Source organism: Acidovorax sp. Leaf160 (genome assembly GCF_001424265.1).
Lineage (GTDB): Bacteria > Pseudomonadota > Gammaproteobacteria > Burkholderiales > Burkholderiaceae_C > Paracidovorax.
The window spans coordinates 641210-654424 of the sequence record NZ_LMOV01000012.1; the positions used below are offsets into that span (position 1 = coordinate 641210).

The 13215-nt window shown below is 67.2% G+C and carries 10 protein-coding genes; 2 read left to right on the forward strand and 8 right to left on the reverse strand.

What is annotated here, in order from left to right; all coding sequences use genetic code 11:
- Window positions 1–15: 15 nt before the first annotated feature.
- Both ASF94_RS09420 and ASF94_RS09425 read right to left on the reverse strand, forming a co-directional pair.
- Window positions 16–1050, reverse strand: coding sequence for a microcin C ABC transporter permease YejB (locus ASF94_RS09420; protein ID WP_056664736.1), 1035 nt, complete (start codon window positions 1048–1050; stop codon window positions 16–18).
- Window position 1051: 1 nt separating this feature from the next.
- On the reverse strand, window positions 1052–2869 hold the full coding sequence (locus ASF94_RS09425; protein WP_056664738.1) for an extracellular solute-binding protein: 1818 nt from the start codon (window positions 2867–2869) through the stop codon (window positions 1052–1054).
- 107 nt (window positions 2870–2976) lie between these two features.
- Between ASF94_RS09425 and fabI the strand changes: the two genes are divergently transcribed.
- Window positions 2977–3774, forward strand: a complete 798-nt coding sequence (gene fabI, locus ASF94_RS09430; RefSeq protein WP_056664741.1) for an enoyl-ACP reductase FabI — start codon at window positions 2977–2979, stop codon at window positions 3772–3774.
- Window positions 3775–4016: 242 nt separating this feature from the next.
- On the opposite strand, the gene epsC is transcribed toward fabI, so the two are convergent.
- From epsC to ASF94_RS09445, 3 genes are all read right to left on the reverse strand, one after another.
- Window positions 4017–4961: a serine O-acetyltransferase EpsC gene (gene epsC, locus ASF94_RS09435; RefSeq protein WP_056664744.1), complete on the reverse strand. Its 945-nt coding sequence runs from the start codon at window positions 4959–4961 to the stop codon at window positions 4017–4019.
- A 184-nt stretch (window positions 4962–5145) separates the two neighbouring features.
- Window positions 5146–5943: a MetQ/NlpA family ABC transporter substrate-binding protein gene (locus ASF94_RS09440; protein ID WP_056664746.1), complete on the reverse strand. Its 798-nt coding sequence runs from the start codon at window positions 5941–5943 to the stop codon at window positions 5146–5148.
- Between the two features lie 141 nt (window positions 5944–6084).
- On the reverse strand, window positions 6085–7662 hold the full coding sequence (locus ASF94_RS09445) for a methyl-accepting chemotaxis protein (protein WP_056664749.1): 1578 nt from the start codon (window positions 7660–7662) through the stop codon (window positions 6085–6087).
- A 452-nt stretch (window positions 7663–8114) separates the two neighbouring features.
- Between ASF94_RS09445 and ASF94_RS21210 the strand changes: the two genes are divergently transcribed.
- On the forward strand, window positions 8115–8729 hold the full coding sequence (locus ASF94_RS21210; RefSeq protein WP_156382470.1) for a hypothetical protein: 615 nt from the start codon (window positions 8115–8117) through the stop codon (window positions 8727–8729).
- Window positions 8730–8793: 64 nt separating this feature from the next.
- Here ASF94_RS21210 and ASF94_RS09455 read toward each other — a convergent pair whose 3' ends face one another.
- From ASF94_RS09455 to ASF94_RS09465, 3 genes are all read right to left on the reverse strand, one after another.
- Window positions 8794–9459: a methionine ABC transporter permease gene (locus ASF94_RS09455; protein ID WP_056664756.1), complete on the reverse strand. Its 666-nt coding sequence runs from the start codon at window positions 9457–9459 to the stop codon at window positions 8794–8796.
- Window positions 9460–9464: 5 nt separating this feature from the next.
- Entirely contained in the window at window positions 9465–10538 is a 1074-nt protein-coding gene (locus ASF94_RS09460; RefSeq protein WP_056664758.1) for a methionine ABC transporter ATP-binding protein, read from the reverse strand.
- 422 nt (window positions 10539–10960) lie between these two features.
- On the reverse strand, window positions 10961–13081 hold the full coding sequence (locus ASF94_RS09465; RefSeq protein ID WP_235505315.1) for a PAS domain-containing sensor histidine kinase: 2121 nt from the start codon (window positions 13079–13081) through the stop codon (window positions 10961–10963).
- Window positions 13082–13215: the final 134 nt, after the last annotated feature.

Sequence of the window (13215 nt, forward strand, 5' to 3'; positions counted from 1 at the left end):
GTTCATGGGGTCGGGTCAGTCGAACTTCACGCGCGGGTCCACCCACACGTAGCACAGGTCGCTGATGAGCTTGGTGACCAGCCCGATCAGCGTGAAGAGGTAGAGCGTGCCCAGCACCACGGGGTAGTCGCGGCGGATCACGCTCTCATAGCTGAGCAGGCCCAGGCCGTCGAGCGAGAACAGCGTCTCGATCAGCAGCGAGCCGGTGAAGAACGCGCCGATGAAGGCGGCCGGAAACCCGGTGACGATGGGGATCAGCGCGTTGCGAAAGACGTGCTTCCACAGCACCTGCCGTTCCGACAGGCCCTTGGCCTGCGCCGTCAGCACGTATTGCTTGCGGATCTCTTCCAGGAAGGCGTTCTTGGTCAGCATGGCCGTCACGGCGAAGCTGCCCGCCACCATGGCCGTCACCGGCAGCGTGATGTGCCAGAGGTAGTCGGCGATGCGCGCCCCCCAGCTCAGCTGGTCCCAATTGGACGAGACCAGCCCGCGCAGCGGAAACCACTGCAGCTGCCCGCCGAAGATGACAAGCAGCGCCACACCCAGCACGAACCCGGGAATGGCGTAGCCCACCAGAATGATGAGCGTGGTCACCAGATCGAAGCGCGAACCCGCCCGCACCGCCTTGGCCACGCCCAGCGGCACGGCCACCAGATAGCTGATGAAGAACGTCCAGAGGCCCAGGCTGATGGACACGGGCAGCTTTTCCTTCACCAGCTCCCACACGCTCTTGTTCTGGAAGAAGCTGCGGCCCAGATCGAAGCGGGCGAACTGGCCCAGCATCTGCCAGAACCGCTCGGGCGCAGGCTTGTCGAAACCGTAGAGCGCCTTGATCTGCTCCAGCCGCTTCGGGTCCACTCCCTGGTCGCCCCGGTAGCTCATGCCGCCCGACTCCAGCCCGCCGCCCTTGCCTGCGGCCGTGCGCGCTTCGGCCAGGTATTGCTCCACCGGGCCGCCGGGCACGAACTGGATCACCACGAAGGTCAGCAGCAGCACGCCCAGCAGGGTGGGCAGCATCAACAGAATGCGTTTGGCGATGTAGGCAAGCATGTCAAGGCTTCCGGCTCCACCAAGTGGACATGGCCCACTCCTCGGCCTTGGCGTAAGGGGGCATCGGCTCGCGGTAGTCCAGCCGCTGCTGGTTGTAGACCGCGCGGTGCGACGACAGGAACCACTGCGGGATCAGGTAGTGGCTGTGCATGATGACCCGGTCGAGCGCACGGCATGCGGGCACCAGCTCGTCCTTCGACCGGGCGCGGGTCAGGGCCTTGACGAGCGCATCCACCGCCGGGCTCTTCACGCCCGCATGGTTGCTGCCGCCTTCCACATCGGCCCGCTGGCTGCCGAACAGCTCCTGCATTTCCTGGCCGGGGTTGTAGGTGCCGGAATAGTTCAGCGTGATGATGTCGAAATCGAACTTGTCCATGCGTTGCAGGTAGAGCGCGAAGTCCACCGATGAAAAGCGCAGCGTGATGCCCAGCTTCTCCAGATTGCGGATCCAGGGCGTGACGGTGCGCGCGCCGGCTTCCTTGCTGTCCACGTATTCGAGCACCATGGGCTCGCCCTGGGCATTGCGCAAGGCACCGTCGCGGTAGGTCCAGCCGGCGTCGGCCAGCAGTTGGCGGGCTCGGCGCAGATTGTCCCGCAGCGAATGTCCTTCGCCTTCGGTGGCGGGCGGCTGGTACATGGGGCCGAACACGGTGTCGGGTACCTTGCCGCGCCAGGGCTCCAGCAGCGCCAGTTCTTCGGGGCCGGGCGTGCCCTGCGCCTGGCAGTCGGTGTTGCCGAAGAGGTCGGTCACGCGCGGGTAGCCGCCGTAGAACATCTGGCGGTTCATCCAGTCGTAGTCGATCGCCAGGCCCAGCGCCTCGCGCACGCGCACATCCTTGAGCAGCGGCCGGCGCGTGTTCAGCACGTAGCTTTGAAACCCCGCCGGCAGCTGGTGCTTGAATTCCTTCTTGACCAGCACGCCCTGCCGGAACAGCTTGCCGTCGATGCGGCGCGCCCAGTCGCCGGCCGAATACACGGTCATGAAATCGAACTCGCCCGCCTTCATGGCCTCCAGCCGGGCGGTGTTGTCGCGGTAGATCTTCACGGTGATGCGGTCGAAGTTGTATTCGCCCCGGCTCACGTTCAGATTGCGCGCCCAGTAGTTGGGGTCGCGCTGGTAGGTGATGTCGCGCCCGAAATCGACCGGCCCGATGCGGTAGGGTCCGCTGCCGATGGGCGTGTCGGTCACGATCTCGTCGAAGCGCTTCGTCTTGCCATCCGCCTGCCGCCCCCAGGCCCGGCTGAAGATGGGCAGGCTCCCCACGGTGAGCGGCAGCTCGCGGTTGGACTGCTTGAAGCGAAAGCGCACCGTGCGGCGATCCAGCACGTCCACCCCCTCCACGTCCTGCAGCAGCGTGGCGTAGCCCGGCGAGGCGTGAGGGCCGGTGAGCGCGTCGTAGGTGTGCTTCACGTCCGCCGCCTCCACCGGGCTGCCGTCGTGGAAGCGCGCCTCGCTGCGCAGGCGGAAGGTGGCGCTGCGGTGGTCGGGCGGCACCTCGACGTCTTCGGCCAGCAGGCCGTAGCCGGAAGCCGTTTCGTCCATCGACCCCGTCAGCAGGGTGTCGAACAACAAGGAGGAGAGATACGCCGGCGGCGAGCCCTTGATGGTGAACGGGTTGTACTTGTCGAAGGTGGAGTAGCGCAGGTTGCTCACCAGCCTCAACTCGCCGCCCTTGGGGGCGTCGGGGTTCACATAGTCGAAGTGGGCGAAGCCCGCCGGGTACTTGAGATCGTCCCACAGAGCGTAGCCATGCGCGGCCCATGCCGGCAGGGCGCAGAGAGAGCTTCCGAAGAGCAGACAGATCGCCAGGAACCGCATGCGACAATTCTGCACCACGGCGGCGCCGGGCCAGCGCTGTCGGGACACATTTCCCGCCGGCGCGCCCGGCCACCCTTCCCTCGCATTTCCCTTGGAGAGAATTACAAATGGGTTTTCTGACCGGCAAGAAGCTGCTCATCACGGGCGTTTTGTCCAACCGTTCCATCGCCTACGGCATCGCCAAGGCCTGCCATGCGCAGGGCGCCGAGCTGGCCTTCAGCTACGTGGGCGAGCGCTTCAAGGACCGCATCACCGACTTCGCGGCCGAGTTCGATTCCCAGCTGATCTTCGACTGCGACGTGGGCAGCGACGAGCAGATCGAGCGCATGTTCGCCGACCTGTCCCAGACCTGGCCGAAGTTCGACGGTTTCGTGCACAGCATCGGCTTCGCGCCGCGTGAGGCCATCGCAGGCGACTTCCTCGAAGGCCTGTCGCGCGAATCGTTCCGCATCGCGCACGACATCAGCGCCTACAGCTTCCCCGCGATGGCCAAGGCCGCCCTGCCCTACCTGAACGAGAAGGCCGCCGTGCTGACGCTGAGCTACCTGGGCGCGCTGCGTGCGGTGCCCAACTACAACACCATGGGCCTGGCCAAGGCCAGCCTGGAAGCCAGCGTGCGGTATCTGGCCGAATCGCTGGGCCCCAAGGGCATGCGCGCCAACGGCATCAGCGCCGGCCCGATCAAGACGCTGGCTGCCAGCGGCATCAAGGATTTCGGCAAGCTGCTGGGTACCGTGGCAGACGCTTCCCCCCTGCGCCGCAACGTCACCATCGACGACGTGGGCAATGCCGCCGCCTTCCTGCTGTCGGACCTGGCGAGCGGCGTGACCGCCGAGATCATGTATGTCGACGGCGGCTTCAGCCAGACCGGCGGCATCAGCCGGGACAGCGCCAACCTGGCCTGACTGCCGGGTGGGCACAGGCGTCAGCGCCTGGCTTCACTCGCATGGAGGCTCTGGGCGGGCGGTGGCCAGCTCACCCAGGCGCAGGCCCCGTGCGCCGGCAACGGCCGCGCCACGCCACAGGGCGCCGGCTGGCGCTCCATCGTTTTCATGGCCTGGGCACGGCGGCCGTTCGACGAGCGGTGGCAGGCGCTGCCGCACCCCAGACGGCAGCCGTCCGGCCCGCAGCCCGCTAGCGGTGCGGCTCACCGCGCGGCTTCGGTGCCCAGTTCCGCAGCGCTGCCCGCGTCGCTGCCTCCGCGCGACACCGCCTGCGAGACATGGCCGCCCGCCGGCACGTCGTGCGTCAGCCAGACGTTGCCGCCGATCACGGCCCCGCGGCCCAGCGTGACGCGGCCCAGCACCGTGGCGCCGGCATAGATCACCACATCGTCTTCCACCACCGGGTGGCGCGGCAGTCCCTTCTGCAGATGGCCTTCGGCATCGGTCGGAAAGCGCTTGGCGCCGAGCGTGACGGCCTGGTAGACGCGCACCCGCTCCCCGATCACCGCCGTCTCGCCGATGACGACGCCCGTGCCGTGGTCGATGAAGAAGCCGGCGCCGATCCGCGCGCCCGGATGGATGTCGATGCCGGTCTGGCCATGGGCCAGCTCGGCCGCGATGCGGGCCAGCAGCGGCAGGCCCAGCCCGTAGAGCTGGTGCGCGATGCGGTGGTGGATCATGGCGAGCACGCCCGGGTAGCACAGCAGTACCTCGTCCACGCTGCGGGCGGCCGGGTCGCCCCGGTACGCGGCGAGCACGTCGCTGTCGAGCAGGCGGCGGATCTCGGGCAGCGACCGGGCGAACGCCTGGATCGCCTGCTGTGCCTGAGCCGGAATGTCCACGTCGGTCGGCAGGTGGAGCTGGCGCGCGCTGGTGCGCAGCTCCAGCTGCGCCTGGGCCATCAACGTGTGCAGCGCCAGATCGAGCGTGTGGCCGACGTAGAGGTCTTCGCTTTCCTGGCGCAGATCGTGCGGGCCCAGCCGCATCGGAAAGAGCGCGCCCTTGAGCTGCTCCAGCGCCTCGGCCACCGCGTCGCGCGACGGCAGCTCGCGGCCCCCCGGCTCCTGCGAGCGGTTCTGCGACTCGCGCCATTCGCGGCGTACCGCGTGCAGCGACTGCACCAGCTGATCGATCTCGAAATGGGCCATGAAACGGTTCCTTGTGTCGGATGGCACGGTCTGGCGGCAACGCCTCTTGGCGGCCGTTGCCCGCAAACAAACAAACAAATACACAAACAAAAAGGCCTGCGGTGGGCGCAGGCCTTGTGGATGCTGCCGGGCTCGCAGCAGTATGCGCGCGCCGGGGTGGCCGATGGGTCAGCCAGGGTGCCGCTTACCAGCCGGCCAGCACGGCGCCCTTGAACTCCGTCTGGATGAACTGGCGGGTGTCTTCCGACTGGTAGGCCTTCACCAGCTTGGCGACCCAGGGCTTGTCCTTGTCGGACTCGCGCACGGCGATGATGTTGACGTAGGGGCTCTTGGCGCTTTCCTGCGCGATGGCGTCCTTGCCCGGGTTCAGCCCGGCCGACAGCGCGAAGTTGGTGTTGACGGCAGCGGCATCCAGGTCGTCGAGCGAACGGGCCAGCTGCGCGGCATCCAGTTCCACGAAGCGCAGCTTCTTGGGGTTGCTCGTCACGTCGAGCGGCGTCGCCTTCAGGCCCGCGCCCTCTTTGAGCTTGATGAGGCCCTTGTCCTGCAGCACCAGCAGCACGCGGCCACCGTTGGTCGGGTCGTTGGGAATGCCGAAGCGGGCGCCTTCCTTGAGGTCTTCCAGCTTCTTGACCTTCTTCGAGTAGAGGCCGATGGGGAAGTTGACGGTGTAGCCGACCGACACCAGCTTGTAGCCCCGGTCCTTGACCTGCCCGTCGAGATACGGCTTGTGCTGGTAGCTGTTGGCGTCCAGGTCGCCGGCGGCCAGGGCTGCATTGGGCTGCACGTAGTCGCTGAACTCGACGATCTGGATCTTCAGGCCGTCTTTTTCGGCCGTCTTCTTCACGTTCTCGAGGATCTGGGCGTGCGGGCCCGCCGTCACGCCGATCTTGATCGGCTTGTCTTGCGCCAGGGCGGGGGCAGCCAGGCTGGCGGCAACGGAGAGAGCGAGGGTGGCACGGAGCAGGAAGCGCTTGTTCACGAAAAAACCTTTATGGATGACTGTGTGGTGATCGTAGGGGTTTGCGGCCCTCACCGGAACGAATGGTTGTTCATGTCGTTACAACCAATCGGGTATATCGAGCGGGCCCAGCAGCCGCACCTGCGGCAGGGCAGCGGGGTCTCAGACATGCGCGAGCTTGAACACGCTCACCACCTGGGCCAGGTGGGCCGCCTGGTTCTTGAGGCCGTCCGCGGCACCGGCGCTCTGCTCCACCAGCGAAGCGTTCTGTTGGGTGGCGCGGTCCAGCTGCGTCACCGCATCGCTGACCTGGGCGATACCGCTCGTCTGCTCGATGGTCGCGGCGCTGATCTCCGAGATCAGATCGGCCACGCGCTGCACCTGCGTGACGATGTCGTTCATGGTGGCGCCCGCGGCGCCCACCAGCCGCGAGCCCTCTTCCACCTTGCCCACGCTGCTGTCGATCAGCGCCTTGATCTCCTTGGCTGCAGCGGCGCTGCGCTGCGCCAGGCTGCGCACCTCCGCCGCCACCACGGCGAAGCCACGGCCCTGCTCGCCCGCGCGGGCGGCTTCCACGGCGGCATTGAGCGCCAAGATGTTGGTCTGGAACGCAATGCCGTCGATCACGCCGATGATGTCCGCGATCTGCCGGGAGCTGGCCGTGATGCCGTCCATCGTCGCCACGACCTGCCCGACCGCCGTGCCCCCCTTCGCCGCGGTGGCGCTGGCCGACGCGGCCAGCTGCGTCGCCTGGCGTGCGGAGTCGGCGTTGTGCTTCACGGTCGCGGTCATCTGCTCCATCGAAGCCGCCGTCTGCTGCAGGCTGGCAGCCTGCTCCTCGGTGCGTTGCAGCAGCCCGCTGTTGCCGTTGGCGATTTCCAGCGAATCGGATGCCATGGCCTGGGAGGCCACGCGCACCTTGTCCACCACCGTCGCCAGGCTGGCCTGCATCGCAGCCAGCGACGCCATCACGCTGCCTTGCCGCAGGCGCCCATCGCCCGCCACCCGGACCGGGCTCAGATCGCCCGACGCGACCTGGCTGGCCACCTCGGCCAGCGCCTGCGGCTCGGCACCCAACTGATGCACGATGCTGCGCGACACCCACCAGGCCACCGCCACACTCAGCAGCAGCGCCACCAGCAATGCCGTCAGCATCACGAATAGGAAGCCGCCGGCGTGGCGCAGCGCGGTCTGGTTCTCGGCCTGGATGCGGGCTTCCTCGAAATCGATGAGCCGGTTGATGGCCGCCAGCCACTGCACATACTGCGGCTTGGCCTGCGTCCACAGCGCCTCTCGCGCAGCGGCCATATCGCCTGCCTCGGCCCGGGCGACGATCACCCGCGTGGTGTTCACGGCCTGCGCTTCGATCTGGCGGATATCGGCGTAAAGCCGCGCGAGTTCCGGCGCAGCGCCGGGCCGGGCGATCAACGTTTCGAGGGGGCCGGCCGACTGCGCATAGAACCCGGCCAGCGATGCGATGGTGTCCACCTCGCGCTGCCGCTCGGCCGCAGTGGCGCTCAGCACCACGTCGCGCACTGCAATGGACCGGTCGTGCGCGGAGCCGCGGAAGTTGATGGCATAGCGCTGGACCAGCACATGCTCCTCGCTGTTCGCGCGCAGCGCGTCGTTCACCCACTGCACCTTGGTGAGGGCCACGCCCGTCACCACCACCAGCACTGCCAGAATCACCCCGAACCCGAGGTAGAGCCGCTTCGCCACCGTCAACTCGGAAAACCGCATGGAATCGCCTTGTAAACAATTGTTGCGGCGATTCTAGGGTTTGCTCCCTATGCGCGCGGTGCAGTGCTGCGATATCCCTTCAATCCACACGAAGCGGCGGGCTCGGAGGGCAGCCGGCATCTTCCGCTGCGTCGATCTGTTTCCTGAGAACGCCTATGGCCGGCCCGGCCATGCCCTCGCAGGGGTTGAATTTCGTTGCAGCAGCGAGCCACGTGCTGTGGAGCTGCCTTTCCGGCCGGGCCTTGCTGCCCCGGTCTGCGGGCTGCAGGTGGCCTTCCCGGTGGGCTCGGGAAAGCCTGCGGGTCTGCTGCCCTCTGAGGATGGCCGGTGGGCAGGTGGTGAACTTCCCCTCTGAACCCGCCCGATATTTCAAAAGTCAACGAATCTAAGATCTGGCCGCGCAAACCGGTCAGCGAAATAAAGTGTGACGTCAAAAAAAGACGGGAGGGAATATGAAGATAGTTTTGATGGTTTCGAAGGCGCCGCAGCAGATTTTTACAGGCACACCCGTTTTTCTAGGTCGCATGTTTTTCTGTGGGGTGGCAATCGCTGCTGGGGCGATGCCGACGCTTGCGCCCGCCAGCGAAAGCGGCACTTCCAAGCCCTCGGATTCATACCAGGAAGCTGGAAGCGCGGCGAAGCCAAAGAGGTATTTCTTCCCTCACTTCGCCCTACCTTCCTACAGCGAATCTTTTTCTGTGCGCGAAAACCGAACCATGCCCACCCCCCGTCTCAGGGAAACGGCGGACAACGGGTTGGCGCGATTTTCAGAGGGTCGAGCCACGGAATCTGGTGTGCAGGACGCAGCCCAGCGCCTCCAGCGTCTGAAAGCCACCATCTCAGCCGAAGCCCAAAAAGCCCAGTTGCGCAGCGTCATGGGCGTGCACGCGGACGAACGGGACAATCGAGTCTTGGTCGCAACCACCTCAAGATACGCGGAGACGTTGGAAACCTGGTTGGAAACGCTGAATATCGATAGGGATCGCGTGCAACTGGTCTACGAATGGGACCTCAGTCCAGGGTCGCCTATCGAAGTCGTGTGTTATTCCGACTGTGATCAGCCGTAGTCGGCGGCGAGCCGGAAGCGCGCCACCGGGCGGCCCCAGCCGCCCGGCTGCGCTGGCAGCCTGGTCAGCGGTGGCTGAGTCGCCGCACCGCCCAGTCGCCCAGGCTTTGCACGGCCTGCACGAAGAAGATCAGCACCACGACCACGGCCAGCATGATGTCGGGCAGGAAGCGCTGGTAGCCGTAGCGGATGCCCAGGTCGCCCAGGCCACCGCCGCCGATGGCGCCGGCCATGGCCGAGTAGCCGGTCAGGCTGACGAAGGTGATGGTGAGGCCGGCGACGATGCCGGGCAGCGCCTCGGGCAGCAGCACCTTCCAGACGATCTGGCCGGTGGTGGCGCCCATGGCCTGCGCGGCCTCGATCAGGCCGTTGTCCACCTCGCGCAAGGAGGCTTCGACCAGCCGCGCGACGAAGGGCGCGGCGGCGATGGTCAGGGGCACGACGGCGGCGGCGGTGCCGATGGACGAGCCGGTGATGAAGCGCGTGAACGGAATGATCGCCACCAGCAGGATGATGAACGGCGTCGAGCGCACCGCGTTCACGATCCAGCCCACCGTCTTGTTCACGGCACCGTTTTCCAGCACGCCGCCCTGGTCGGTCAGCCGCAGGAAGACGCCGAGCGGAATGCCGATCAGTGCGCCGGCCAGGCCGGAGATGCCGACCATGATGAGCGTCTCCCAGAGCGAGGTGACGAACAGCTCCAGCATCATTTCAGAAAAGTTTTCGAACATCGCGTTCAAGCCTCCACGCCGTCGGCGCCCGCAATGGCGGACACCTTGACTTCATCCACCACCACACCCTCGGCGCGCAGCTGCGCCACGGCCGCCGACAGGCGCGGTCCCTCCCCGCTCACATAGACCGCGAGCGAGCCGAAGGTCTGGCTCTGGATCTCGTCGATCTGGCCATGCAGGATGGACAGGTCCAGCCCGTGCTCGCGGATCAGCCGCGAAAGGATGGGCTGATAGGCGCGCTCGCCCGAGTAGGACAGGCGCAGCAGCTCGCCGGTTTCGTGCGCGGGCAGCTGCGCGGCCAGCTGGCGCACGTGGTCCAGCACGCTGGCGGGCAGCTCCTGCGGCAGGATTTCGTCGATCAGGCTCTTGGTGATGGCCTGCTGCGGGCGCGTGAACACCTGCAGCACCGGCCCCTGCTCGACGATGCGGCCGGCGTCGATCACCGCCACACGGTCGGCCACCTGCTTGATGACCTGCATCTGGTGGGTGATGAGCACCACCGTCAGGCCCAGCTCGCGGTTGACCTGCCGCAGCAGCGCCAGGATGGAGCGCGTGGTCTCCGGGTCCAGCGCCGACGTGGCTTCGTCCGACAGCAGCACCTTCGGCCGGCTGGCCAGCGCCCGGGCGATGCCCACGCGCTGCTTCTGCCCGCCGCTGATCTGCGCGGGGTAGCGGTCCGCCAGGTGCGACAGGCCCACCAGTTCGAGCAGCGGGTTGACCCGCTCACGGATGGCGGCACGGTCCATGCCGGCCAGCTCCAGCGGCAACGCGGCGTTGTCGAAGACGGTGCGCGAGGACAGCAGGTTGAAGTGCTGGAACACCATGCCGATGCCCCGGCGCGCCTCGCGCAGTTGGGCGTCGTTCATCTGCACCAGGTCGCGCCCGCCGACGATCACCTGGCCCGTGGTGGGCCGGTTGAGCAGGTTGATCACGCGCACAAGCGAGCTCTTGCCCGCGCCGCTCTTGCCGATGATGCCGAACACTTCGCCCGACTCGATGTGCAGGTCGATGCCGCGCAACGCCTCCACGGGGCCTTGTGGGCCCTGGTAAATCTGGGTGATACCCCGTAAATCGATCATGTGATGGGAAAAATCAGGACGCTGCGGGACGCATGGGGCGATGGCGATGCCGACGCCGGCTGCCGCAGACAAAAGGGGTGGAATGTACGAGCCCGGCGGAGATGCGGCAACGACCCAATAGTTGGTTGGATAGAAGCCGGCGTTATGTGCGGCGTCATGTGCGGCGTGCCGGACCGGCCCCACAGAAGGCCGGGCGCCTTCACACGGCGGACTCGAATGCTATTCTTATTATAGCTACATGGGCCGCAGCCACCGGCGCTGCGGGCTGGAATGGCGTGAAACGCGATGGTGCGGCGGCGCTGGCGAGGCCCGGCACCAGGTTCTGCCGGGCTGGCGGCACCCGCTGCGCCGCGCCGCGCACCGGCTTCGTCAGGCGCCGACCGAACAGGGCTTCCCGGGCGCCGGCCCGCCCGGGCCTGCAGTCAGGACAGCGGGTACAGCCCGCCCGGAATGGTGTCCTGCTCGGCCGGCGCCCGCGCACTCTGCGCGGGCGGCATGGTGCCCATCACCGCCCGCACCTTGGACACCAGTGCCTGGGCGTCGAACGGCTTGACCAGCAGTTCCATCTGCGCGCCCAGGAAGTTCGGGTTCATGGCGGCCTGTTCCGCGTAGCCCGTCATCAGGATCACGCGGATGTTCGGCAGCTTCTCGCGGGCAAAGTCCGCCACCTGCCGGCCGTTGGGGCCCGGCAGCCCGACATCGGACAGCAGCAGATCGAAATGCAGCGCGCCGGAAAGCAGGGCCATGGCCTCGGTGCCGCTCGCCGCCTGCATGACCTGGAAGCCCATGTCGCGCAGCAGTTCGACCGCCAGCGACCGCACGGTTTCGTCGTCTTCCACCACCAGGGTGGAGTCGGGGCGCTTGTCGGCAGGCTGGCTGTCGAGGAATTCGGACGGCCGCGGCTCGCCGGACGCCTCCGTGCGCACGAAGTAGAGATGCACCTGGGTGCCCTCGCCCACCTGGCTTTCGATCACGGCCAGCCCGCCCGTCTGGCGCATGTAGCCGTAGATCATCGACAGGCCGAGGCCGGTGCCCTGCCCGATGGGCTTGGTGGTGAAGAACGGATCGAACGCCCGCTCGATCACGTCGCGCGGCATGCCCGTGCCGGTGTCGGCCACGGTTACGCAGACATAGTCGCCCGGCTCCAGGCCCTGGTGCAGGCTCGCCTGCTCGACACCCAGCGAACAGTTGCGCACGGAAATGCGCAGCTCGCCGCCCTGGGGCATGGCGTCACGGGCATTGATGGCCAGGTTCAGGACGGCGCTCTCGAACTGGTGCGCATCGGTCAGCGCGCGCCAGCACGCCGGGGCCACGTCCATGGACAGGCCGATGTTTTCGCCGCAGGTGGTGCGCAGCACCGCCTCCAGGCTGTGCAGCGATTCGCCCAGGTCGACGGCTCGGGAGTCCAGCGGCTGGCGGCGCGAGAACGCGAGCAGCCGCTGGGTGAGCGAGCCGGCCCGGCGCGCGGACGACAGCCCCGCATCCACATACCGGGGAATGTCGCCGTAGCGCTGCTGCGCCACGCGCTGGCGGATGAGCTGCAGCGGCAAAACGATGCCCTGCAGCATGTTGTTCAGATCGTGGGCGATGCCGCCGGTGAGCTGGCCCACGGCTTCCATCTTCTGGCTCTGGCGCAGGCGCTCCTCGGCGTCGTGCAGCGCGGCCGTCTGCGCTCGCTCCTGCGTCACGTCTCGGCCCACCCCTTGCACGAAGCCGTCGGCCGGCACCGCCGTCCAGGCGATCCACCGATCGCTGCCATCGCGGTGGCGATAGCGCTGCGTGGTCTGGCTGCGCGTGGCGCCGCCCTGCAGGCTGGCCAGCTCGGCCAGCACGTTGCCGGCCTCTTCGGAGTGCGCGAAGGACAGCACATGGCGGCCGACGGTCTCCTCTTCCGACCAACCCAGGGTGGCCGTCCAGGCGGGGTTGACCGTGACGATCACGCCGTCGAAGCGCGTGACGATCAACACGGCTTCGGAGCTCTGCCAGAGACGGTTGCGGTCGGCCGTACGCGCGGCGACCTGGGTCTCCAGCGACTGGTTCTGCTCGCGCAGCCGGCGCTCCACCCGCACCTTGCCGGTGGTCTCCAGCACCGTGTCCAACACCCCGACGACCTTGCCGTGCTCGTCGCGCAGCGGGCTGTAGCAGAAGGTGAAGAACGCCTGCTCGGGCATGCCGTAGCGGTCGATCTCCAGCTCCCAGTCCTCGATGTAGGTTGACTTGCCGGCGTGCGTGGCCTGCACCAGCGGAAGGATCGATGGCCAGATCTCGCGCCAGACCTCGCGCGTGGGCTGCCCCAGGGCTTCCGGCTTGTCGCCCAGGATCACGCCGTAGGCGTCGTTGTAGAAAAAATAGCTTTCGTCGCCCCACAGAATGCAGCTGGCGATATGGTTGGCCAGGATCGACTCCAACGCGAGACGCAGCGCCACCGGCCACTGGGCGCAAGGGCCCAGGGGGTGACGGCTCCAGTCGTGCAGGCGCACCTTTTCACTCATGCGGCCTGGGGCCCTGGGAAAGTCGGATGCGGCGACGGGGGAAACGGACATGGAACAGAGAGCTGCGGCCGGGAGACAAGAAGAGAGGGCGCCAGTCGAAGCACGCCAGCCCGAAAGTCTAAAGGCGAATGGGGCCGCGACCCGTGAAGTCCCTGCGGCCGGCCGGCTGAGCGCACCAGCGCACA

Coding starts and splice junctions, on each gene's coding strand:
- ASF94_RS09420 (WP_056664736.1), bottom strand. CDS start 1,050: ATGCTTGCCTACATCGCCAAACGCATTCTGTTGATGCTGCCCACCCTG.
- ASF94_RS09425 (WP_056664738.1), bottom strand. CDS start 2,869: ATGCGGTTCCTGGCGATCTGTCTGCTCTTCGGAAGCTCTCTCTGCGCC.
- fabI (WP_056664741.1), top strand. CDS start 2,977: ATGGGTTTTCTGACCGGCAAGAAGCTGCTCATCACGGGCGTTTTGTCC.
- epsC (WP_056664744.1), bottom strand. CDS start 4,961: ATGGCCCATTTCGAGATCGATCAGCTGGTGCAGTCGCTGCACGCGGTA.
- ASF94_RS09445 (WP_056664749.1), bottom strand. CDS start 7,662: ATGCGGTTTTCCGAGTTGACGGTGGCGAAGCGGCTCTACCTCGGGTTC.
- ASF94_RS21210 (WP_156382470.1), top strand. CDS start 8,115: ATGAAGATAGTTTTGATGGTTTCGAAGGCGCCGCAGCAGATTTTTACA.
- ASF94_RS09455 (WP_056664756.1), bottom strand. CDS start 9,459: ATGTTCGAAAACTTTTCTGAAATGATGCTGGAGCTGTTCGTCACCTCG.
- ASF94_RS09460 (WP_056664758.1), bottom strand. CDS start 10,538: ATGATCGATTTACGGGGTATCACCCAGATTTACCAGGGCCCACAAGGC.
- ASF94_RS09465 (WP_235505315.1), bottom strand. CDS start 13,081: ATGTCCGTTTCCCCCGTCGCCGCATCCGACTTTCCCAGGGCCCCAGGC.